This window comes from Amycolatopsis sp. (genome assembly GCF_025464955.1).
In the GTDB taxonomy this organism is placed as follows: Bacteria; Actinomycetota; Actinomycetes; order Mycobacteriales; family Pseudonocardiaceae; genus Amycolatopsis.
The window spans coordinates 203,594-225,810 of sequence record NZ_JAODNM010000023.1 but is presented as its reverse complement, the minus strand read 5'-3'; the positions used below and the strand labels follow the sequence as shown (position 1 = coordinate 225,810).

The following is a 22,217-nucleotide window of genomic DNA, read 5'->3' as shown; positions in this document are numbered from 1 at the left end:
TGTTGGCTGGGACCGCCGGAGCACGGCCGGAGACGCCGTTCGGCGAACGTGACGCCGGAGACACGCAGGCAGAAAGGCCGCGTGCGGTCCGCCCCGCCGACGTAAGGTGACATTTCACTGGACTTCACTGGGGATTTCAAAGGCGGAGGATGACCGAACCGGAATGCGAACGCGGGATCGACCTGTCCCACCGTGAAATCGTGGACGACTGGAACGCCGTCCGCGACAGTGAGGTGCGTTTCGCGTCGGTCACCATCACCGAGAACACCAATTGGAGCGACCTGACCGCGGAACGGCACATGGCCCGCGCGCAGGAAGCCGGGATCCACACCGGCGCGCGGCACTACGCCCGGCCAGGCGCGGTGCACGACCAGGCGGAGCATTTCGTCCGGACGGCGAGCAAGCTCGGCGCGTTCGCGCCCGGTTCGCTGGCGCCGGCGCTGGAGGTGGCCGCCCCGAACGTCGACGACAAGTTCATCAAGGCGTGGATCAAGGCGATGCGGCACGCCGCGCAGGTCGAACGCGTCCTCATCTACGCGGAGTACGACTTCTGGCTGCACCGCCTGCACCCGGAAAAGTGGGCGGATTCCGAAGTCATGCTGTGGCTGGTGCGGCACAACGGGATCCCGGGACGGCCGGGCTGGTTCCACGCGCGACTCGGCCTGCAGCAGTACGGAAACGACGAGTCGGTGCCGGGGGTCCGCGGGTCGATGGCTCAGAACGCCGTCGTCTACCCGTTCACGCTCAACGACCTGCTGCTCTGAGAGACGCCCTCCGGGGTGCTTTCAGTCACGGGGCTTTCGCCTCGGACCGCGCGACAGCGACAATGCGGACATGCGGTTGGTGCGCAGGGCGCTGGAAGCAGCGGTGACTCCGGAGTCGGCGTTGCTGCTGCTCGACGTCCGCGCCTGGGAAAAGGGACTCCCGCCCCCGGCCGCGTTGTGCGGCGAGTGGTTCTCCTCGCGAGCGGTGCTGGTACCTGCCTGGAGCGGGCGAACAGTCGAACCCGATGAGGCCTTCGCCGTCCCCGCAAGGCAACCGGTTGTGCGCGACGCGGTGCCGGGTGCGGTGGGCGGAGGCTGGCTGGGTTACCTGTCCTACGACCTCGTCGACCCGTCACGACGTCGATCAGCGCTCCCGAAAGCCACCTGGGGCTGGGTGGATCACTTGCTGCGACTGGATGGGGACGGGCAGTGGTGGTTCGAAGCGCTGGTATCCGACGCAGCCGCCGACCCCGACCGGCTCGCCACTGAGCTCGCCGAACTGCTCACCCGAGAACCTCCACACGCGACCTGGACCGCCGCCGCGCTGGATCGGCCGCTGCCGATGGACTACCGCGACGCGGTGAAGGCGTGCGTGCACGCGATCGAAGCCGGCGAACTGTTCCAGGCGAACATCTGCAGCCGGTTCATGGGGGAGTTCGACGGGTCGCCGAGCGCGCTGTTCGCCGAAGGAGTCCGGCGGATGGGCCCTCGCCGGGCGGCCTTCCTGGCCGGCTCGTGGGGCGCCGTCGTCTCCATGTCACCCGAGCTTTTCCTTTCCCGGCATGGGAATCTCGTTCGCTCGACGCCGATCAAAGGCACCCTCCCGCGGCGTGACGCGGCGGACGACGTGCTCGCGCGGCGGCTGCGGGAGTCCGAGAAGGACGTCGCGGAGAACGTGATGATCACCGACCTGGTCCGTAACGACCTCGGGCGGGTCTGCGAGGTCGGCAGCGTGCGGGTGCCCGATCTGCTCAGCGTCCGCGCCGCGCCCGGGGTGTGGCACCTCGAGTCCACCGTCGAAGGGCGACTCGCGGCCGGGCTCACCGACGAAGACCTGCTGCGGGCGACCTTCCCGCCCGGCTCGGTCAGCGGAGCGCCGAAGATCCGCGCGCTCGACCTGATCGCCGAGCTCGAACCCGTCGCCCGTGGCGTTTATACCGGCGCGGTCGGCCTGGTGTCGCCCGTGGCCGGGCTGGAACTGAACGTCGCCATCCGCACGCTCGAAATCCATGCCGGCAGGGTCGAACTGGGTGTCGGCGGCGGGATCACCGCGGACTCGGATCCGGCGGCGGAGTGGCAGGAATGCCTGCACAAGGCGGCGCCGCTGGAGAAGCTCCTCGCGACGCCGCCCGCGTGATCAGCCGCCGAGTTGGGGTCTAGCGGGACGGGTCCAGGAGGAGTTTCCCGACGGTGGAGCGGGAGCGGAGTGCCTCGTGCGCCCCGCGCGCGTCGGACAGCGCGTACTCGCCACCGGTGACGGCGCGGATCTTGCCCGCCTGCGCCAGCTCGAACAGCTCGGTCATCGCGCGCCCGAAAACGTTGCCAGGTAACGAAAATACGTGCGGCAGCCACATGCCTGCGACGGCCGTGGAGTGCCCGAGCAGGTTGCGCGCTTCGATCGCCTTCGGCTGCTCTCGGCTGGCCATGCCGTAAAACGCGAGCCTGCCGAACGCGGCGAGCGCGGCGATGCTCTGGTCCGTCGTCGCGCCGCCGGTCATGTCGAGCACGACGTCGACGCGCTTGCCGCCGTTCGCCTCACGCAGCGCGGCGGTCATGTCCTCGGCGCGCGAGTCGATCGCGACGTCCGCGCCCAGCTCCAGCGCCAGTTCCCGCTTGGACTCGCTGCTCGCGGTGGCGATCACCCGGCCGGCGCCCCACGCCTTGGCCAACTGGACGGCGATGGTGCCGACACCGCCGGCGGCCGCGTGGACCACGACGGAATCACCCTGCTCGAGGTGCGCACTCTTGCGCAGCAGCAGCCACGCCGTGACGCCCTGAACGATGAACGACAACGCGGTGAGGTCGTCGATGTCGTCGGGCACGTCGATGGTCATCGGGGCCGTGCCGACAGCGAGCTGCGCGTAACCGCCGCCGCCGTTGAGGAGCGCGACGACGCGTTTGCCCTCGGACGTACGCCCGACGACCTCTCCCCCGGGAACCAGCGGCAGCTTGCTCGGCGAGAGATAGGAGTTCTCGGCCTGGTGGGTGTCGGCGTAGTTGACGCCGATCCGGTCGACCTCGATGAGGACCTCGCCGGGACCGGCCTGCGGGTCGGGCAGCTCGACGGCGACGAGTACCTCGGGCCCGCCGAACTCGGTCACCTGTACAGCACGCATCTGAAAACTCCTCCGACGTTGGTGTGAGACATTCTTGCATATGTCTCACACCTGAGACGTCCTGTGATAGATTTCATCAATCGAAACCGAACTCACCCGCCTGCTGCAGGCCGGCCGTCCCGATCGACAGGACGCGCTGCACGCCTTCGACGTCGCCCGCCGCTGGTTCCTCGACGGCCGCCGCGTCGATATGTGCGACCTTGCCGCCGAGTTGGAGATCAGCCGCGCGACGTTGTTCCGCCGGGTCGGCAACCGCGACCAGCTGCTCGCAGAGATCCTCTGGTCGATGACCGAGGACGTGTTCGACGCGCGGTCGAGGGGCGAGTACGGCAGCGGAGCCGACCGGATCGCCGGGGTCGTCGGCGAATTCGTCCGCACGGTCAACGAGGCCGCCGAGTTCCGCGAGTTCCTGCGCCGCGAGCCGGAGCGCGCGCTGCGCATCCTCACCACCAAGGCCAGCGTGATCCAGAGCCGCACGATCGCGAAACTCGAAGAACTGATCGACGCCGAAATCCGCGAAGGTGCCCTGACCCCGCCGCTGCCTGTGTCCGATCTGGCGTACCTGGTCGTCCGGATCGCGGAGTCCTTCATCTACACCGACGTCATCACCGGCGGCGAGCCCGACGCCGCCAAGGCCCGCGCGGCCATCTCCGCCCTGCTCCGCTGAGCACGCCCTCTAGGCTGGCCGACATGGGAAACGGGCGTTTGGTGCTGGCCGCGACGCCGCTGGGCAACGTGGAGGACGCGTCGAAGCGGCTGGTCTCGGCACTCGCGACGGCCGACATCATCGCCGCCGAGGACACTCGACGCCTGCGCACGCTGACGTCGGCGCTCGGCGTGACGACGACGGGCAAGATCGTCAGCTTCTACGAGGACGTCGAGACTGCACGTCTGCCGAAGCTGCTGGAGTCTCTTCGAGAGGGTCTGACCGTCCTACTCGTCACCGACGCCGGCATGCCTAGCGTGTCCGACCCGGGGTTCCGCCTGGTCGCGGCGTGTGTCGCGGAGGATCTGCCGGTGACGTGCCTGCCTGGACCGTCCGCGGTGACGACGGCACTCGCGCTGTCCGGTCTGCCCTGCGACCGGTTCTGCTTCGAAGGTTTCGCACCGCGTAAACCCGGTGAGCGCGCGAAGTGGCTTCGGGAACTCACGATCGAACCACGGACCGTCGTGTTCTTCGAGTCGCCGCATCGGATCGGAAGCACGCTGGAGGACGCCGTCGGCGTCTTGGGCGGTGATCGGCGGGCGGCTGTCTGCCGGGAGCTGACCAAGACGTACGAGGAGATCAAGCGCGGCACGCTCGCCGAGCTCGCCGAGTGGGCCGTGGACGGGTTGCGCGGCGAGATCACCGTCGTCCTCTCCGGCGCCGAGCCCCGCGAAGTGAGCATCGCGGACCTGGTCGTCGAGGTAAACGAGCGGATCGCGGCCGGCGAGCGGCTGAAGTCCGCGTCGTCGGAGGTCGCCGAAGCAACCGGAGTCTCCAAGAAGGAGCTCTACGACGCGGTCCTCACCGCTCGCCGCTCCTGAGGTCCTTCCGGAAGACGACCTGGCGGGCCTCGAAACCCATCCGGTCGCGGGAGAACGGCACGGACAGGTCGTTGTTGACCTCGGTCTCCAGGAAAATCGTCTCGGCGCCCCGCGACAACGCCCACTTCTGCGCCGCCTCCATCAACGCCGTTCCGGCTCCGGTGCGTCGGTACTTCTTCGTCACCGCGAGCGCCGTGACCTGGACCCGCAGCCGGCCGAGGTCGCGATCGAGCTGAAACGGCGCGCTGCTGGTCGGCTTGTGCAGCCGCCCCAGCAACAGGCCGGTGACCTGGTCATCGAGGGTCGCCACCAGGAACAACTGCTCCTCGGCGCCGTCGGCGGCCGCGCACGCCGCGTCGAACCAGGCGACGAGGCCGGTCCCGGCCGGCACCCGGGCGCGATCCGGGTTCAACTCGGCGAAGAACTCCCCCGCGTCGTGCCATACCTCGGCGCAGCCCGCACCATCCCCGAGCTGCGCACTCCTGACCTGCACTACAGCCATAGCGCTCACCCTGGCACAGCTGACGCGGCAACACTCGGCCACGCGGGTGGAGATCACCGCCACGGGGTCGAAATCATCATAAAAACGACGGCCTGAGTACGCCGACGACGAATTCACCGAGCCGCCCGTAGGATCTCCTCCCGTGACCGCACTGCTGACCCGTCCCGAAGACGAGAGTGTGCGGCCGGACCCGGTCGACGCGCTGAAGCCGCCGACGGATCGGGAAGCCACGCTGCTCGGCAAGCCGATGCCGACCGACCGCCTGCGCGGCTGGGTCGTCACGATCGTGCTTACCGTGATCGGTGCCGTGATCCGGCTGCAGGACCTGGGGTTTCCAACCGACAAGGGCACCCCGGTCTTCGACGAGAAGCACTACGTCCCGCAGGCGTGGCAGATGCTGCGCAACGGCGGTTTCGAGGACAACTACGGCTACGAACTGGTGGTGCACCCGCCGCTGGCCAAGCAGTTCATCGCGCTCGGCGAGTGGATGTTCGGTTACAACGGCTGGGGCTGGCGGTTCTTCCCCGCGCTCGCCGGGATCGTCATCATCGCGCTGACCATCCGGATCGCCCGCCGGCTGACGAGGTCGACGCTGCTCGGCGCGATCGCCGGAATCCTGGTGATCTGCGACGGCGTGCTGCACCTGCAGGCGCGGATGGGGATGCTCGACATCTTCATCGCGATGTTCGTGCTGGCCGCGTTCGCCTGCCTGCTGGCCGACCGCGACCAGGTCCGCCGGCGACTCGCGGTCGCCGTGCGCGAGGGCTGGGTCAACGAGTCGCAGTGGGGGCCGAAGCTCGGTTTCCGCTGGTGGCGGTTCTCGACCGGGCTGATGATCGGCCTCTGCTTCGGCGTCAAGTGGTCCGCGGTGTATTACATCGCCGCGTACGGCCTGCTCTGCGTGGCCTTCGACGTCGCCGCGCGGCGGGCCGCCGGGGTCGAACGGCCGTGGCTGGGCACGTTCCTCCGCGACGTCGCACCCGCGCTGTGGGCGATCGTGGCCATCCCGATCCTGATATACCTGGGCAGCTTCTGGGCCTGGTGGGCCAGCGAGACGGCCACCGACCGTAACTACGTGGAGATCAAGAACATCGACCCGGGCATGTTCGCCTGGATCCCGCCGGGGCTGCGATCGCTCGGCGACTACACGGCCAACGTCCTGCACTTCCACGAAAATCTGACAACGCCGAAGAACAACCCGCATCCGTGGGAGTCGAAGCCCTGGACGTGGCCGATGGGCCTGCGGCCGATGCTGTACTACTACGAGTCCGGTACCCCCGCCGCGGCCGGCTGCGGCGAGGCGACTTGCATCCGCGCGACCATGCTGATCGGCACGCCCGCCATGTGGTGGCTCGCGCTGCCGATGCTCGGCTGGAGCATCTGGCGGTCGGTCTTCCGCACGGACTGGCGCTACGCCGCCGTGCTGGTCGGCTACCTCGCCGGGCTGCTGCCGTGGTTCCTGAACATCGACCGGCAGATGTACTTCTTCTACGCGACCCCGATGGCGCCGTTCCTGGTACTCGGGCTGACGCTGATCCTCGGGCAGATCCTCGGCAGCTCGCGTCGCGGGTTCGAGCGAAGAGGCACCGGGCTGCTGGTCGTAGCGCTGTACGTCGGCCTGGTGGTGGCGAACTTCGCGTGGCTCTGGCCGCTGCTCAACGGCGACTCGATCACCAACGCCCAGTGGCAGGCCGAAATGTGGCTCCCCAGCTGGCGCTAGCCCCAAGCACGCGCTTTTGCGCTTTTGCGGGGTCGTTGCACGCGCCGATATCCCGCGCACGCAAGGAGGGCACTTTTGTACAAAGTGCCCCGCCCTGGACGTGACGCGCCCCCGCAACTCGACGGCGAGTTGCTGGGCGGAGCGCACAAGGAGGGCACAAAAGTACAAAAGTGCCCTGGTCTGGACGCGAGGGCTAGCGCGGCTGGCGGGGGACGATGCGGGTGACGGGGCCGTCGGCGGACTTCCCGGCGCGGGAGAGCCATGACTCGACCTCTCGCCGCACGGCGTCCAACGTGGGCCGACGCCGAGGTTCCGGGTCGAGCGACGCGCTGAGGATGCGGGCGTGCGCACTGCGCCGGGGCAGGTGCGACACCGGCTCGGACCTCGCGGCCGCCATGAGCGCGGCCATCGGTGTCTCGCGGGTGCCGCGCGGCGGCTGGCCGGACAGCGCGTAGGACACGGTCGCCGCGAGCTGCCAAGCGTCGGACGCCGGGCTGGCCGGGGCGCCCATCGCGGTCTCCGGGGCGACGAAGTCGGGCGTACCGATCATCATCCCGGTCGCGGTGAGCTTCGAGTCGCCCTTGCTGCGCGCGATCCCGAAGTCGATCAGGTGCGCGAAGCCACCCGGGTCGAGGATGACGTTCGACGGCTTGATGTCCCGGTGCAGGACGCCCTTCGCGTGCGCGGCGGCGAGCGCGCCGGCCATGGTCGCCCACAGCCGCCCGGCCGCGATGTCGTCCAGCGGCCCGAGGCCGTCGACGACCTCGGCCAGCGGACGGCCTTCGAGGTACTCCATCACCAGCGCGAGCCCGTCCGGCTCCTGCGCGAGGTCGTACACGCGGACGCAGTTCGGGTGGTTGACCGCGGCCAGTGCCCTGGCCTCACGCTGCATGCGCTCCTCGGTGTCCCGGTCCGGCGCGTGCGCGATCTTCAGCGCGACCGTCCGGTTGAGCTGGGTGTCGAGCGCCTGCCACACCGTGCCGAACCCGCCGTGCCCGAGCCGCTTGATGCGGCGGTACCGGCCACCGCCCGCGCCCTGCGAGCCGGGCGGCATCGGGACGGGACCCGGCGCCGCGGCGAGCTGGTTGAGGTCCGGGGTCTGCGCCAGCGACGTCGGCGCGTACTGCTTGACCGGCGGTGGCGGTGGGGGCAGCGGTTTCGGCTGCTCGGGAGGCGGTGTCGGCGCCCGGTAGGGCTCCGACTCGGGACGCGGCCGTTCGGGACGGTTGATCACCGACCAGGGCGGTTGACCGACCAGTGCGACGGCGATCAACCCCAGCACACTGAACGGAAGGAAGCCGAGCCACAGGAAGACCGCGGTGTTGGCCTCGAGACCGGCGCTGGTCAGGAACAACGCGACGAAGGAGAGCCAGAAGAAGCGTGACGGCCACTTCGGTCCGCGCCGGAACGCGGTGCGTGCCTGCAGCATCACGAAGAGCAGCGAGCCGGCGGGCAGCGCGAGCAGGGCGATCAGGTAGTAGCCGTAGGCCAGCTTGTTGCCCGACGGATAGAACAGGGACTCGTAGACGTTCGGCCCACCGCCGAGGTAGTCCTTCTGGACCCCGATGAAGTCGCAGGCCTTGGTGTTGAGCGAGGCCAGTTCCGTGCCGGACAGGCCGGACGAGCCGCCGGAGAACGCCGAGCGGAACGTCTCCGACACGCCGTTCATCAGCAGCCACGGGATCACCAGGACGGCGAGGATGCCGATCGCCGCGAACACCGACAGCGTCACGGCGTCGTACCGGTTGCCGGTGCCCTTGCGGATGATGGCCACCGCGACCGCGCCCAGCACCGGGAACAACGCGATCAGCGCGCCCGCAGTACTGGTCGCCCACACCCATTCACCTGGGCAGATACCCGGGCCGAACAGCGCATGGGCGAGCGAAAGCAGCGAGCTCGCGAAACCGCCCACTCCCCGCTCCCCTTTCGTTGACCCCGTGTCCAGCTTAGGACGCGGGGGCCCCACTCCAGGTTGCCGGGTCAACTGCCGTCCCGCTGGACGATCTGGTTCACTCGCCCGGCTTCGCCTTCGACTGGTGGATGATGGGACGGCATCACTCACCGAGAAGGCGAGGCGGGCATGGGCGCGTATTCCGACAGCTACCAGCGCAGCTTGGACGATCCGGAGGGTTTCTGGCTCGAAGCGGCGCGGGCGGTCGACTGGACCCGCGAACCGACCCGCGCCCTCGACACGAGCAACGCGCCGCTATACCGCTGGTTCCCGGACGGCGAGCTGAACACCTCCTACAACGCGTTGGACCGCCATGTCGAGAACGGGCGCGGCGACCAGGTCGCACTGATCTGGGATTCGCCCGTCACCGGCACGATCCGGCGCTACACCTACTCGGAACTGCTGGACGAGGTCGCGCGGTTCGCCGGCGCGCTCGCCGGACTCGGCGTGACCAAGGGCGACCGGGTCATCATCTACCTGCCGATGGTGCCCGAGGCCGTCATCGCGATGCTCGGCTGCGCGCGCATCGGCGCGGTGCACTCGGTGGTGTTCGGCGGCTTCGCGCCGAAGGAGCTCGCGGCGAGGATTTCCGACGCCCAGCCGAAGGTGATCGTCGCGGCTTCGTGCGGGATCGAGCCGACACGGGTTGTCGAATACCAGCCGATCATCCAAGCCGCCCTTGCCATCACCGCCCACCAACCGGACAAAGTCGTGTTCCTGCAACGGGATGCGGCGCCGGCCGAGCTCGGCGAACGGGACATCGACTGGCACGCGTTCGTCGACGGCGCCGAGCCCGCCGCGCCCGTCCCGATGGCCGCGACCGACCCGCTGTACGTGCTCTACACGTCCGGCACCACGGGGAAACCCAAGGGCGTCGTGCGTGACACCGGCGGCCACGCCGTCGCGCTGACGTGGTCGATGGGCGCGATCTACGACATCGGTCCCGGCGACGTCTGGTGGACGGCCTCCGACGTCGGCTGGGTCGTCGGGCACTCCTACATCGTCTACGCGCCGCTGCTGATCGGCGCGACTTCCGTGCTGTACGAGGGCAAACCGGTCGGCACGCCGGACGCGGGGGCGTTCTGGCGGGTGATCGCCGACCACGGCGTCAAGGCTCTTTTCACCGCGCCGACGGCACTCCGGGCGATCAAGAAACTCGACCCGGACGCTCTCGAACTGAAAAAGTACGACCTTACGAAGTTCTTAACCCTTTTCCTGGCCGGCGAGCGGTTGGACCCCGAAACCTACCGCTGGGCCCACGAGAAGCTCGGGACGCCGGTGATCGACCACTGGTGGCAGACCGAGACCGGCTGGGCCATCTCGGCGAACCCGCGCGGAATCGAACCCATGCAGGTCAAGCCCGGTTCGTCGACCATGCCGGTGCCCGGCTGGGACGTGCGGATCCTCGATCCGGACGGCGCTGAGCTGCCCGCCGGCGGGGAAGGCGCGATCGCGCTCAAACTGCCGCTACCGCCCGGATCCCTGCCGACATTGTGGGGCGATGACCGGCGTTACCTCAAGGAGTACCTCTCCACCTATGTCGGTTATTACCTGACAGGTGACTCTGGCTACCGCGATGAGGACGGCTACCTCTTCGTCATGGGCCGGACCGACGACGTCATCAACGTCGCCGGACACCGGCTCTCGACCGGCTCGATGGAGGCCGTGCTCGCTTCGCATCCCGCTGTCGCGGAGTGCGCCGTGATCGGGGTGAAAGACCAGCTCAAGGGCCAGGTACCGCGTGGTATTGTGGTGCTCAAGGCCGGGGTGGACATCGACGAAGACACCCTGCGAGCCGAGCTCGTGGCACTGGTCCGCAGCGATATCGGGCCGGTCGCGGCCTTCCGGGACGTGTCGGTCGTGGACGGCCTGCCGAAGACCCGTTCCGGGAAAATCTTACGAAAAACCATGCGCGGGATAGCCGACGGACGCGATGAGCCGGTCCCGTCGACCATCGAGGACGCCAGCGTGCTCGACGCGCTGCGTGCCGTCCTGGTGACCGGGAACTGAGCGGACGACTGGTACGGACCAGCCGACTTTCGGCTGTTGTGCCTAGGCCCACATTGGTCTATACCTTTAGGGACTCTCCCCTCAGTCATCGGAGGTACCTGGCGTGACGAAGCGCTTGTCCAGGACCAGCTTGCTCGGGACGGCCGTGGTGAGCCTGATGGCTCTCGGTCTCCCGGCAGTGGCCACCTCAGCCTCGGCCGCACCGGCCGCGGCTCACCCCGTCAGCGAGCGGACCGTCGCCGACGTCATCCCGGCGCCCGTCCAGGCCAAGGCGAACCCGAAGGCCGACTTCACCCTTTCACCGCTGACCGTGATCCGGACCGACTTCGGCGCGTCGCCGGACACCAAGCAGGTCGCGAACTACCTGGCCGGCCTGCTGCGGCCGTCGACCGGGTACCCGCTGCCCGTCATCGCCGCGCCGAACTTCGGCTGGCCCGCGATCTCGCTCGTCCTCGGCCACGCCGACCCGAGTGCCGGCACCGAGGGCTACCAGCTCGACGTCGCCAAGTCCGGCGTCACCCTGCGCGCGAACACGGCGACCGGCCTGTTCGAGGGCGTCCAGTCGCTGCGTCAACTGCTGCCTTCGCAGGTCGAAGCCAAGACCGTCCAGCACACGAAGTGGACGGTGTCGGGCGGGGCGATCCTCGACTACCCGCGCTTCGGTACCCGCAGCGCGATGCTCGACGTGGCCCGCCACTTCTTCAACCCGACGCAGGTCGAGACCTACATCGACCAGCTCTCGCAGTACAAGATCAACACGCTGCACCTGCACCTGGCCGATGACCAGGGCTGGCGCATCGAGATCAAGAGCTGGCCGAACCTGACCAAGATCGGTGGCAGCACCGAGGTCGGCGGCGGCGCGGGCGGCTTCTACACGCAGGCGCAGTACACCGACATCGTCAAGTACGCGGCCGCGCGGCACATCACGATCGTCCCGGAGATCGACATGCCCGGGCACACCAACGCGGCGCAGGCTTCATATCCGGAGCTGAACTGCACCGGCATCGCGCCGCCGCTCTACACCGGTACCGACGTCGGCTTCAGCTCGTACTGCGTGAGCAGCCCGACCACGTACAAGTTCCTCGACGACGTGATCCGCGAGATCTCCGCGATCACGCCCGGCAAGTACTTCGGCGTCGGCGGCGACGAAGCGCACTCGACCTCCGCCGCCGACTACGCGACCTTCTACAGCCACGTGCTGCCGATCGTCGCCAAGTACGGCAAGGCGGCGGTCGGCTGGCACGAGATCGCCACCGTCACCCCGCCGGTCAGCGCGGTCCCGGAGTACTGGGACACCTCGGGCACCAACGCCGACGTCGTGGCCGCCGCGGCTCGGGGCAACAAGATCCTGATGGCGCCGGCCAACAAGGCCTACCTGGACCAGAAGTACAACGTGGACAGCCCGCTGGGCCTGGATTGGGCCGGGCTCGTCGAGGTGAAGGACGCCTACGACTGGGACCCGGCCACCACGGTCAAGGGTGTCGACAAGGACAGCGAGATCGCCGGAGTCGAGGCGGCCTTGTGGTCGGAGACCATCTCGACCAGCGACAACATCGAGTACCTGGCGTTCCCGCGCCTGCTCGGTGACGCCGAGATCGCGTGGTCGCCGAAGTCCACGCACAACTGGGACAACTACAGCCAGCGGCTGGCGAAACAGGGCCCGCGGATGACAGCGGAAGGCATCGACTTCTACCGCTCACCGCAGGTCAACTGGCAATGACACCAAACAAATAAGAGCTAGGTTGCGGGCAGCGTGCCGGGCTCGACCGCCGCTGTCCGCAGCCTGATCAACATGCCCTTCCTGGCCATCGAGTAGGGCTCGGATCCCCCGAGCAGCACCGAGCCCGCGTTGGCCGCACAACCGAGGGCATGCAGTTCGAAGGCCAGCTGGGCCACCTCGATCCCCGAATCGAGGTGGCCCAGCTGTTTCGCTTCGGTGACGAGTTGTCCGATGAAACCGAGAAAACCGGCGCCCGCGGCGGCGACGGCATCGTGGACACGGCCGTCTCGCGCGTCGAATTCGGCGCCGGTGTTGAAAAAGAAGCAGCCGCCGGGGAAGACCCTGTTCTCGGAGTACCGCAGCCAGCTTTCGCAGAGCCGCCAGACCCGCGGCAGGCCGGGCTCGGCCGTCATCGCGGGTTCGGTGATGTGCTCGGCAAAAATCTCGTGAGCCGCCCGAATGGCCGCGAGCTGCAACTCTTCCTTCGAGCCGAAAAGTGCGAAAACGCCACTCTTGCTCAGGTCCAGCTCGGTTGCCAGCCTGCCGAGCGACAAACCGTCGAGGCCTTCGACCGACGCGACGTCGACAGCCCGCCGGAGCACCGCTCGCCGCGTCGCGTCACCGCGGACCAGCCGGCCGTCAGTGGGCACCGATGCCCTCCACCCGGGCGACCTTGGAAACCACGCCGGAACGGTACTGCTCGGCGAGTTCGGGTGTGCGCAGCAGGACGTTCTCGGCCAACCGCAGGTACGCGTCGCGCTGACCCGCGTCGAACTGGGCCACGTTCGCGAACGCGAGTATCGCCACCTCCGCGACCGTCGGGCGTTCCACCTTGCGCTTGACCAGCGTCATGCCCCCGGACGTCGGGACGCGGCCGGTCTTGAGGACGCGCAGGTACCAGCCGGTGCGGCCGGAGTCGATCAACGCCGGGATGATGTCCTTGCGTCCGGTTTTCATCGCGAGCTTGTAGCAGGGACTCCTGGGCTGCGAGACCTGGACCAGCGTGTCACCCCAGGACCACACGTCGCCGATCCGGACGTCGTCCTCGGTCGCGCCGGACAGCGAGATGTTCTCGCCCGCGTCGCCGATGTTCAGCGCGAACGAGTCCGCGGTCCACGCCGGGTAGTGCTCGACGGGGTAGACGTAGACAGCCTTCTCCGGGCCGCCGTGGACGCTGAGGTCCGCCTGCTCGTCGCCGTCGAGGTTGACTTCGCTGAGCGCCAGGCCAGCGGCGGCGACCTTGGCCTTGGTGATGGCGCTGTAGACCGGGGTCCCCCGCTGCGTGCCCAGCACGCTCGGCTTGCCGACGAACACTTCGCGCACGGTGACGTCCATACGCCCGAACATAGCACGATCGTTCGTATAGTTACATGGGTGCGACCTTGAGTCCTAGCTGGCGACGCGCTGAGAGAAGGTGCGGCGGTAGTCGTTGGGCGCGACGCCGACGGCCCGGTGGAAGTGGTGCCGCAGCAAGGCAGCCGTACTGAACCCGCACAACCGGGCGACTTCGTCGATACCGAGTTTCGTGTCTTCCAGCAGCCTGCGCGCGTGCAGCACGCGCTGCGCGGACAGCCAGCGGTTCGGGGTCGTCCCGGTCTCGGCGACGAACCGCCGGGCGAAGGTCCGTTCCGACATCCGCGCGCGACGGGCCAGCGCCGGCACGGAGTGTTCGACGGTGAGGTTGGCCGCCATCCAGTCGAGCACGGGCTGCAAGCTGTCGCCGGTGCACTCGGGTATCGGTAGCTCGACGAACTGCCGCTGCCCGCCTTCGCGTTGCGGCGCCACGACCATGCGCCGCGCGATGGCAGCGGCCACCGTCGAGCCGAGCTCGCGCCGGACCAGGTGCAGGCACGCGTCGATGCCGGCAGCCGTACCCGCGCTGCTGACGATGTTCCCGTCGTCGACGTACAGGACATCCGGATCGAGCAGCGCCGTCGGGAAGCGCGCGGCGAACTCTTCCGCGTGACGCCAGTGCGTGGTGCACCGACGCCCGTCCAGCAGCCCGGTGGCACCGAGCAGAAACGCGCCGCTGCAGACCGAAAGCACGGTCGCGCCCCGAGCCGACGCCGCGCGCACGGCCTCGAGTACCGCGGGCGGGTACTCCTCGCGGATATCGCACGCCGGCAGCGCCACGAGATCGGCGTCTTCCAGCGCGTCGAGCCCGAACTCCGGAATGACCCGCACCCCGACGCCCGAACGCAGCGGCACGCCGGCCTGTTCCCCACACACCCGGAACTCGATCGGCGGCACGCCGTCGCTCGTGCGGTCGACGCCGAAGACCTCGCAAACCACTCCGAGCTCGAAGGGCGCGAAGCCGTCGATCAGGACCGTGGCGACCGTCTTCAGCATGCCCCCACCGTACTTGGCAGAATATTGACACACAAGGGCAGACCTGCCACTCGTGGCAGAAACTAGTCGAGCGCAAACTTTATGCCATGACTTCCTTCCTGATAGTTCTCGTCCTTCTGGTTCCGATCTTCCTTGGCCTGCAACGAACCCACGCCCGCCACAACGGGCCGCACGCCCGACTCACCGGCTCCAGCGACGTCGAGGACCGCGACCTCAGCCGGACTCGCGCTGACCTGCTCGCCGCCGACCACCACCGGGCGAACAACGCGGCGGCGGTACCCATGCCGATCACCCTGCCAGTGAGGTGCGACAAAAAAGCCGGTTGCCGAGCAAACCCGGCAACGCTCCGGTGAGCTTCGCGACCCGAGGTAGACAACGTCTACATGAGTTTGATAGACAGTGTCTACAAGGTGAACTCGGGGTTACGGAGATCTGGATGGGTTACCAACGGTTTGTCGCACTCGGCGACAGTTGCACCGAGGGTCTCGACGACCCGTACCCGGCCGGCGGCCAGTACCGCGGGTGGGCGGACTTCGTCGCGGCCCGGCTGGCGCAGGACGAGCCGGACTTCCGGTACGCCAACCTCGGCGTGCGCGGACGCCGACTCGACCAGATCACCGCGGAGCAGATTCCGCCGGCGACCGCGCTCGACCCGGACCTGATCGCACTCTTCGGCGGCGGCAACGACGTGATGTCGCGCGGCTGGGACGCCCGGACCGTAGCCCGCCGCGTCGACGACGCCGTACGCGCGACGACCAGCCTGGCGCCGACGGTCGTCGTGTTCACCCTCAGCGACATCTCGCACCGCATGCCGCTCGGAAGTCGCATGCGGCCGCGCCTGCAGGCGCTGAACGACGCGATCCGCGAAGCGGCGGTCAGCTACGGCGCGGTCCTCATCGATCTGTGGTCCGACCAGGCCGCGCGGGATTCCCGTTACTTCGGCCCGGATCGACTGCACCTCGCCGAGACCGGCCATCGCAAGCTCGCGGCGCACCTGCTCGACGGGATCGGCGTCCCGTTCGACCGATCGTGGCTCGCTCCGCTGGCCGGCACGCCGGCCAAGCCGAGGCTGGCCGACAACCTCGGCTGGTTCTACCGCGAGGTCCTTCCCGTCGCGTACTCCCGCACCCGTAACCGCCTGATCGGCCGGTCACCTGGCGACGGAATGCTCCCGAAACGCCCGGAACTCCTCCCACTACGCACCGGCGAGGTGGACGCGTGGGCCCCCGGCAGCGCCTGATCACCACAGCGGCGGCACTGCTCGCCGAGGAGGGCGTACAGGCAGTCACCCTGCGCGGGATCGCAAAGGCCGCAGGTGTGTCCCACGGCGCGCCGCTGCGGCACTTCACCGGCCGCGCCCAGTTGCTTTCGGCGGTCGCGGCGCTCGGTTTCGTCGAGCTGCGCGAGCGCGGCGAACACCTGCCCGAGGCCCCACCGCGCGCGCGATTGCTGGCCGCCTGCCACGGCTACCTCGACTTCGCGCTGGCCAAGCCGGCGATGTTCGAGCTGATGTTCCGGCACGACCTGATCGACGCGCGTGATCGCGAGCTGACGTCGTCCAACAGCGCCGTCTTCGACTTCTTCGCCGACCTGATCGCCGATGTCCAACTGGAAGGCTGGCGCGAGGCAACGGATCCGCGGCTGCTCGCGGCGTCGCTGTGGGCGTCCCTGCACGGGCTCGCCGGGCTTTGGCTGTGGGGCGGCCTGTCGAACGCGAGCTTCGCCGAGTCGATCGAGGTACCGCTCGCGGTGACGCTGGACTCCTACTTCGGCACGTCCCAGCTCAGCGCTGCCCGTTGAGCACGCGGTATTCGGCCCGGATCCGCTCCCAGGCGTCGAGCACGTGACGGCGTTCGGTGGTCGTCGCGCCGATCGCCATCCGGAGCACGACCTGCCCGTTCACCTTGGTATGACTCAGGTACAGCGCGCCTGAGTCGTTGAGCCGTTCCATCAGCGCCATGGTCGACTCGTTGGCCACGTCCGCCGACTTCGACGTCCACAGTGGACGCAAGCAGACGAGTCCGAACGGATGGTGTTCGCGCACCTCGAAGTCCTCGTCGGTCCCGGCCAGGCGGGCGAACTCGTCCGCCAGCGCGACGCACGTGCGGATGTGGGCGCGCAGCCCTTCCGCGCCGTACCAGCGGATCACCGACCACAGCTTGAGCGAACGGAACCGGCGGCCGAGCGGGATCTGCCAGTCGCGGTAGTCGATCACCTCGCCCGACGCGCTCGCCGTGGTGCGCAGGAACTCCGGCAGGATCGACAGCGCGCTGATCATCGGCTCACGGTCGGCCACCCAGAGCACTCCGCAGTCGAAGTTGGTCAGCAGCCATTTGTGCGGGTTGGTCGCGTAGGAGTCGGCGTACTCCGCGACGCCGTCGTTGATCCACCGCAGCTCGGGGCATACCGCCGCGACGCCCGCGTACGCCGCGTCGATGTGGAGCCAGATCCCGCGGTCGCGGCAGATCTCGCCGACAGCGGCGACCGGGTCGATCGCGGTCGTCGACGTGGTGCCGACGGTCGCGCACACCAGCGTCGGCACGGCTCCGGCGGCGACGTCCTCGGCTATCAGCGCCGAGAGGTGCTCGGGCCGCATCGCCAGCGTCCGCGGATCGACGTCGACCACCCGGACGTTGGCCGAGCCAATTCCCGCGATCCGGGCGGCTTTCTCCAGCGCGGAGTGCGTCTGAGAGGAGACGTACATCGTGTGGCGGCCGGTGATCCCGGAATCGGCGATCTTGCCGCCACCGGCCCGCTGGAGCGCCGAGAGCACGGCCACCAACGCCGCGCTCGACGCGGAATCCTGGATCACGCCGCCACCCGTGGAATCCGTCCGGAAACTCGCCGGGAGGCCGAGCAGCTCGGCGAGCCAGTCGACGACGACGGTCTCCAGCTCGGTGCAGGCCGGGCTGGTCGCCCAGACCATGCCCTGGACGCCGAGCCCCGACGACAGGAGGTCCGCGAGGATCGCCGGGCCGGTCGCGTTGGCCGGGAAGTAGGCGAAGAAGTTCGGATGCTGCCAGTGGGTCACCCCCGGCATGAGCACCCTGTCGACGTCGGCGAGCAGGTCGTCGAAGGACCCGCCGGTCTCGGGCGGATGGGCGGGCAGGCCCGCCCGGACGTCGCCAGGGGCCGACTGCGAGCGAACGGGATAGGACTCCACCCGTTCGAGGTAGTCGGCAATCCAATCGACCACCTGCCTGCCGTGCTGCCGGAACTCGTCCGGTGTCATGTGCCCGTTCACTTTTCCCCGCCTTCGCCGACGCCTCCGACCGACCTTGGCCGGGCCCGCGGATCCGCGCAAGAGCGCACCCCGGTCCCACCTCGGCCGAACACCTGTGCGAATAATGTCGGACCCATCGGGTAGGAAACGAGGCATCAGATTCACCGGCAGTGTCCATCAGCAGTAAGGAACCCCATGCTCGACCACGACACCCTGCTAGCGAGGGTGCGCAAGCTGCTCGCGAAGGCGGAAGACCCGGCGGTCACCGAAGCCGAAGCCGAGTCGTACAACAACAAGGCCGCCGAGCTGATCGCCCGGTACGGCATCGACCGCGCGATGCTGGCCGCGGCGGACGCCGGCACCGACGAGATCACCACGATCAAGATCTCGATGGACAACCCGTACAGCCGGGACAAGGCCGGCCTGCTGACGAACATCGCCCATCCGCTGCGCTGCCGCGCGCTGCTGCACCGGTGGGGCCAGAACGTCACCGCGGTGACGGTGTTCGGTTTCCGGTCCGATCTGGAGCGGGTCGAGCTGCTGTTCACGAGCCTGCTCCTGCAGGCGACCACCCAGGTCACCCGCGTCCGGCCCGAACACTCCTACCGTGGCGAGTCGCTGGCGGCCTACCGGCGAACCTGGCTGCACGGCTTCGCCGGCGCGGTGTTCCGGCGCCTGCAACAGAGCGAAGCCGTCGCCACCCGCGACCACGAAGCCGCCCCCGGCGGCCAGTCCGCCGAACTGGTCCTACGCGATCGCAACACCCTCGTGAAGGACGCCTACGACGACCAGTTCGGCAACCTGCAATCCGCTCCGCCACGCCGTCTCTCCGGCAGCGGCTACCTGGACGGCCACGTCGCCGGCGAACGCGCAAACCTCAACCCCACCGGCCTCCCCGGCTCCCGCACCGCTATCGCCGGGTAGCGAATCCGCCAGCGAAATTCCATCACCCGGTTATCGCCGAGTCGACCGGAAGACCTTTTGAAGCATGGGGGAACAATCCGGAAGGAGCTGCCATGGAAAGCCTCGGCAATCACCCTGTCCAACCATGAAGCGTACGGATAGGATTCCCAGGGACAAAATGGACAGTGGCTAAACCTGCTTAACGCCCCCTTAAGGTTGATTAGGCCATTAGAGTGAACGCCTGGCCGGGTGGAGTCGGAGTTGGTGGACAACTTTCAAGCCCTGTGTAAGTCTCGTCGCGAACGACGCGACGTCGACACAATGGGGGCGTTGCGGTTCTCCACTCGAATCGGAGAAGCATTCGGATCAATAATTGAATTCTCTTCATGTCCGGCCGAGCTCCCGGTCCTCCGTGCGACATCCCTACAGGTGTTCCGGTGAGCGAAGCGGTTCCTATTGACACTCATTCGACAAAACCTGGGGGTTACGTTGAAGGTCAAAGTCAAGGTATTGATTTCGTGTACCGACCCGCTCTCGCGGGCCGGTCTCGCCGCGCTGCTGACTGGGCAGCACGACCTCGAGGTCGTAGGCCAGTGCGAGCGGGTACAGGACGCCCTCACTCAGGTCTCGGGTACAAGCGAGGTCGTGGCGGTGGTATCGAGCCCCTCCGACGACTTCGCGGCCTTCCGCGAGCTGGGCAGGTCGGCGAAAGTGGTCACGTTCGCCGAGATCGGCGACGACTTCCAGCCGGTGGACATCATGACGCTCAACGCGCGCGCCGTGCTGCCGCTCATGGCGACGCCAGAGGAGCTGATGCAGGCGATCCGAATGGTGGCCGCGGGCGACATCGTGCTGATGCCCGTGGAGGTGCACCGGCAGATGTCCTCGCTCATGCGGCACTCGGCCACCATCCGCCGTGGTGGCGTGGACCTGCGGCTCACGAACCGGGAACGGGACGTGCTGGGGCTGCTCGCCGACGGGCGGTCAAACGCGGAAATCGCCCTGCAGCTGTCGGTCTCCGCGGCCACGGTGCGCTCCCACGTGCACCACATCCTGCAGAAGTTCGCGGTGCCGAGCCGTGCGCAGGCGGTGGTCGCGGCGTACTCGGCCGGGTTGGTCGCACTCGGCGCGGACGCGCGACAGCAGCAGGCGTAAGCAACCATCCCGCACGCCGGAAGGGGCTTTCCTCGCGTCATCCGCAAGAAAAGCCCCTTTCCGCACAGGTACCTCAGTAGCCGCCGTTGTACTTCTTCTTGTCGTCCTTGCCCTTCTTTTCCTTCTTGCCGAACCAGCCCCCTTTGCCCTTGGAGCCGATCACGTTGGCGAGCGGCGGCTTGCGGTCGCCATCGTCCTTCTTGCTGAAAATTCCCATTTCCTTACTCCCTTCCCGGAACACGAGGTGGGCAGGCAGAAATCAGAGCCAGCCCATGTTTCTGGCGTGACGCACCGCGTTCATGCGGTTGTCGACGCCAAGTTTGGTGATCGCCGCGGAGATGTAGTTGCGCACGGTCCCTTCCTGCAGTGAAAGCGTCTTCGCGATGCCGGAGAGGGGGCGGCCATCCTCGGCGAGGCGGAGAATCTCCAGCTCGCGCGGGGCGAGCGGGCAGTCGCCGGCGAACATCGCGTCGGCGACCAGGTCGGGGTCCAGGTAGCGGCCCCCCGCGTGGACCTCGCGGATGACCTTGGCCAGCGCCGTGCCGGACACGTTCTTGGTCACGAACCCGCGCGCGCCCGCCTGCACGGCACGCTTGAGATAGCCGGGACGGCCGTGGCTGGTGAGCATCACCAGTGCCAGGCCGGGATGCCGCACGGCGAGCTGCTCGGCTGCGGCGAGGCCGTCGAGCACTGGCATGTCGATGTCGAGCACCACTACGTCGAGGTCGGTCTCGCCGGCGATCGCCACGGCACGGGCGCCGTCCTCGGCCTGGGCGACCACGTCGATGTCCTCCTCCAGCCCCACCAGGGTGACCAGCGCTGTGCGGATCAACTCCTGGTCCTCGGCGATAAGCACCCGAATCATCACGCCACCTCCAGCGGCGCCGACGCGGTGAGCCGGAAGTCGCCGTCCGCCAGTGGGCCACTCTCCAGCGTGCCGCCTACGGCGCGCAGCCGCTCGGCGAGCCCGATGAGGCCGTTGCCCAGCGCGTCTTCCGGGGTCGCGCGGACGCCGTTGTTGGTGATCTTCAGCGTCGCCCGGTCGTCGGCCACCCGGAAACCGATCCGGCAGCCGGTCGCGTCGCTGTGCCGGAGCACGTTCGTGACGGCCTCTCGCACCACCCAGCCGAACACCGACTCGACGCGCTCAGGCAGGCCTGCGGGCGCGGCGTCCACCGTGCACTCGACACCGGCCGCGATCAGCACGCTCACCCCACCCTCGATCTCCGCCGTCAGCGACTGCTGCCGGTAACCGCGCACCAGCGAGCGCACCTCGTCGACCGACCGACGCGCGAGATCGACCACGGAGTCCATCTCAGCCGCTCCGCGCTTCGGATCCTGGTGGACGAGACGCGCGGCCACCTCGCCCTTCAGTGCGATCACGGACAGGCTGTGCCCCAACAGGTCGTGCACGTCGCGCGAGAAGCGCAGCCGCTCCTCCAGGACGGCGACGCGTGCCAACTCGGCGCGGCCGCGCTCGACCTCGCCACTGAGCAGGATCACGGTGCCCACCACGTAGACCACCACCATCACCACGAGCCCGCGGCCCATCAGGTCCACGATCTGCTCGGCGGGCAGCGCGGACCGCCCGAGCACGAGGTAGGCGCCGCCCACCACGATCACCACCAGCGCAACGGCGCGTACCTTGGTGAGCGTGAACGCGGCCGCGCCGCAGAAGATCGCCGGCAGCGCCACGAGCGCCGGGCCGAAGCGCAAGTAAATGCCTACCGCCAGGACGCCCGCGAGCACCAGCGACCATGGCTTGCCATCCGGTACGAGCCGCGTGCCACGCCAGATCACGTGCGCGAGGGTAGCGCTGAACGCGGCAAGCCCGACGATGGTGGCCCACAGCGCGCCGGTGCCGCGAGACGGATCCGCGGTGAACAGCGGCTCGACGCCGTACGCGACGCAGATCACGATGAGCAGCAGCGTCGCCGTGCGTACGACCGCAGCGCGCGAACGTCGTGGCATTGCCCCTGTCACCTCCCGGTTCCTCCGAACGAGCGGGATCCGGAACCCGGCGTCAGCGCCACGCGGTGCCAGCGTCCCCATTTCGA

General features: G+C 68.5%; 22 protein-coding genes. 12 read left to right on the top strand and 10 right to left on the bottom strand.

Features of this window, described 5'->3' with window-relative positions; all coding sequences use genetic code 11:
* The first annotated feature begins 149 nt into the window (after positions 1 to 149).
* Positions 150 to 764, top strand: a complete 615-nt coding sequence (locus JWQ81_RS04130; RefSeq protein ID WP_297537601.1) for a GH25 family lysozyme — start codon at positions 150 to 152, stop codon at positions 762 to 764.
* Between the two features lie 70 nt (positions 765 to 834).
* Positions 835 to 2,121: an aminodeoxychorismate synthase component I gene (locus JWQ81_RS04125; protein ID WP_297537599.1), complete on the top strand. Its 1,287-nt coding sequence runs from the start codon at positions 835 to 837 to the stop codon at positions 2,119 to 2,121.
* Positions 2,122 to 2,140: 19 nt separating this feature from the next.
* On the opposite strand, the gene JWQ81_RS04120 is transcribed toward JWQ81_RS04125, so the two are convergent.
* A complete protein-coding gene (locus JWQ81_RS04120; RefSeq protein ID WP_297537597.1) occupies positions 2,141 to 3,100 on the bottom strand; it encodes a zinc-binding dehydrogenase in 960 nt (319 codons plus the stop codon).
* Positions 3,101 to 3,290: 190 nt separating this feature from the next.
* On the opposite strand from JWQ81_RS04120, the gene JWQ81_RS04115 reads away from it, so the two are divergent.
* Positions 3,291 to 3,767 (top strand): QsdR family transcriptional regulator, encoded by a 477-nt coding sequence (locus tag JWQ81_RS04115; protein WP_297537595.1) that lies wholly within the window; start codon positions 3,291 to 3,293, stop codon positions 3,765 to 3,767.
* 23 nt (positions 3,768 to 3,790) lie between these two features.
* Positions 3,791 to 4,627 (top strand): 16S rRNA (cytidine(1402)-2'-O)-methyltransferase, encoded by an 837-nt coding sequence (gene rsmI, locus JWQ81_RS04110; protein WP_297537593.1) that lies wholly within the window; start codon positions 3,791 to 3,793, stop codon positions 4,625 to 4,627.
* On the opposite strand, the gene JWQ81_RS04105 is transcribed toward rsmI, so the two are convergent.
* A complete protein-coding gene (locus tag JWQ81_RS04105) occupies positions 4,608 to 5,129 on the bottom strand; it encodes a GNAT family N-acetyltransferase (RefSeq protein WP_297537591.1) in 522 nt (173 codons plus the stop codon). The genes rsmI and JWQ81_RS04105 overlap by 20 nt on opposite strands.
* Positions 5,130 to 5,271: 142 nt before the next feature.
* Here JWQ81_RS04105 and JWQ81_RS04100 point away from each other — a divergent pair, with 142 nt between their 5' ends.
* Positions 5,272 to 6,849 carry a phospholipid carrier-dependent glycosyltransferase gene (locus tag JWQ81_RS04100; RefSeq protein WP_297537589.1) on the top strand — a complete coding sequence of 526 codons (1,578 nt, stop codon included), beginning with the start codon at positions 5,272 to 5,274 and terminating at the stop codon, positions 6,847 to 6,849.
* Positions 6,850 to 7,042: 193 nt separating this feature from the next.
* Here the strand turns inward: JWQ81_RS04100 and JWQ81_RS04095 are convergent, their stop codons facing one another.
* Complete coding sequence (locus tag JWQ81_RS04095; protein WP_297537587.1) at positions 7,043 to 8,761, bottom strand: serine/threonine-protein kinase; 1,719 nt, start codon at positions 8,759 to 8,761, stop codon at positions 7,043 to 7,045.
* A gap of 168 nt (positions 8,762 to 8,929) precedes the next feature.
* Between JWQ81_RS04095 and JWQ81_RS04090 the strand changes: the two genes are divergently transcribed.
* Together JWQ81_RS04090 and JWQ81_RS04085 are read left to right on the top strand one after the other, a co-directional pair.
* Positions 8,930 to 10,810, top strand: a complete 1,881-nt coding sequence (locus JWQ81_RS04090; protein WP_297537584.1) for a propionyl-CoA synthetase — start codon at positions 8,930 to 8,932, stop codon at positions 10,808 to 10,810.
* Between the two features lie 157 nt (positions 10,811 to 10,967).
* Positions 10,968 to 12,530 (top strand): beta-N-acetylhexosaminidase, encoded by a 1,563-nt coding sequence (locus JWQ81_RS04085; RefSeq protein ID WP_297537639.1) that lies wholly within the window; start codon positions 10,968 to 10,970, stop codon positions 12,528 to 12,530.
* 17 nt (positions 12,531 to 12,547) lie between these two features.
* Here JWQ81_RS04085 and JWQ81_RS04080 read toward each other — a convergent pair whose 3' ends face one another.
* The 3 genes from JWQ81_RS04080 to JWQ81_RS04070 are packed head-to-tail and all read right to left on the bottom strand — an operon-like array spanning position 12,548 to position 14,879.
* Complete coding sequence (locus JWQ81_RS04080; protein WP_297537582.1) at positions 12,548 to 13,180, bottom strand: TetR/AcrR family transcriptional regulator; 633 nt, start codon at positions 13,178 to 13,180, stop codon at positions 12,548 to 12,550.
* Positions 13,170 to 13,865, bottom strand: a complete 696-nt coding sequence (locus tag JWQ81_RS04075; RefSeq protein WP_297537580.1) for an MOSC domain-containing protein — start codon at positions 13,863 to 13,865, stop codon at positions 13,170 to 13,172. Before JWQ81_RS04075 ends, JWQ81_RS04080 begins: the two co-directional genes overlap by 11 nt.
* A 54-nt stretch (positions 13,866 to 13,919) precedes the next feature.
* On the bottom strand, positions 13,920 to 14,879 hold the full coding sequence (locus tag JWQ81_RS04070) for a helix-turn-helix domain-containing protein (protein ID WP_297537578.1): 960 nt from the start codon (positions 14,877 to 14,879) through the stop codon (positions 13,920 to 13,922).
* Between the two features lie 86 nt (positions 14,880 to 14,965).
* Between JWQ81_RS04070 and JWQ81_RS04065 the strand changes: the two genes are divergently transcribed.
* The 3 genes from JWQ81_RS04065 (at position 14,966) to JWQ81_RS04055 (ending at position 16,679) form a co-directional block, all read left to right on the top strand.
* Entirely contained in the window at positions 14,966 to 15,232 is a 267-nt protein-coding gene (locus tag JWQ81_RS04065; protein WP_297537576.1) for a hypothetical protein, read from the top strand.
* 83 nt (positions 15,233 to 15,315) lie between these two features.
* The gene (locus JWQ81_RS04060; RefSeq protein ID WP_297537574.1) at positions 15,316 to 16,119 is read left to right on the top strand and encodes an SGNH/GDSL hydrolase family protein; all 804 of its coding nucleotides are present in this window, start codon (positions 15,316 to 15,318) and stop codon (positions 16,117 to 16,119) included.
* Positions 16,098 to 16,679 carry a TetR/AcrR family transcriptional regulator gene (locus JWQ81_RS04055; RefSeq protein WP_297537572.1) on the top strand — a complete coding sequence of 194 codons (582 nt, stop codon included), beginning with the start codon at positions 16,098 to 16,100 and terminating at the stop codon, positions 16,677 to 16,679. Before JWQ81_RS04060 ends, JWQ81_RS04055 begins: the two co-directional genes overlap by 22 nt.
* Here the strand turns inward: JWQ81_RS04055 and JWQ81_RS04050 are convergent.
* A complete protein-coding gene (locus tag JWQ81_RS04050) occupies positions 16,663 to 18,111 on the bottom strand; it encodes an aminotransferase class V-fold PLP-dependent enzyme (protein WP_297537637.1) in 1,449 nt (482 codons plus the stop codon). The two genes, JWQ81_RS04055 and JWQ81_RS04050, sit on opposite strands and share 17 nt — an antisense overlap.
* Positions 18,112 to 18,297: 186 nt before the next feature.
* On the opposite strand from JWQ81_RS04050, the gene JWQ81_RS04045 reads away from it, so the two are divergent.
* Positions 18,298 to 19,026 carry a DUF2786 domain-containing protein gene (locus JWQ81_RS04045; protein ID WP_297537570.1) on the top strand — a complete coding sequence of 243 codons (729 nt, stop codon included), beginning with the start codon at positions 18,298 to 18,300 and terminating at the stop codon, positions 19,024 to 19,026.
* A 489-nt stretch (positions 19,027 to 19,515) separates the two neighbouring features.
* Positions 19,516 to 20,160, top strand: coding sequence for a response regulator transcription factor (locus JWQ81_RS04040; protein WP_297537568.1), 645 nt, complete (start codon positions 19,516 to 19,518; stop codon positions 20,158 to 20,160).
* Between the two features lie 73 nt (positions 20,161 to 20,233).
* Here JWQ81_RS04040 and JWQ81_RS04035 read toward each other — a convergent pair whose 3' ends face one another.
* Genes JWQ81_RS04035 through JWQ81_RS04025 form a run of 3 tightly spaced genes read right to left on the bottom strand, consistent with a single transcriptional unit; the run spans position 20,234 to position 22,131 of the window.
* Positions 20,234 to 20,377 (bottom strand): hypothetical protein, encoded by a 144-nt coding sequence (locus tag JWQ81_RS04035; protein WP_297537567.1) that lies wholly within the window; start codon positions 20,375 to 20,377, stop codon positions 20,234 to 20,236.
* A 42-nt stretch (positions 20,378 to 20,419) separates the two neighbouring features.
* Positions 20,420 to 21,025 (bottom strand): response regulator transcription factor, encoded by a 606-nt coding sequence (locus tag JWQ81_RS04030; protein ID WP_297537565.1) that lies wholly within the window; start codon positions 21,023 to 21,025, stop codon positions 20,420 to 20,422.
* A complete protein-coding gene (locus JWQ81_RS04025; RefSeq protein ID WP_297537563.1) occupies positions 21,025 to 22,131 on the bottom strand; it encodes a histidine kinase in 1,107 nt (368 codons plus the stop codon). Before JWQ81_RS04025 ends, JWQ81_RS04030 begins: the two co-directional genes overlap by 1 nt.
* Between the last annotated feature and the right edge of the window lie 86 nt (positions 22,132 to 22,217).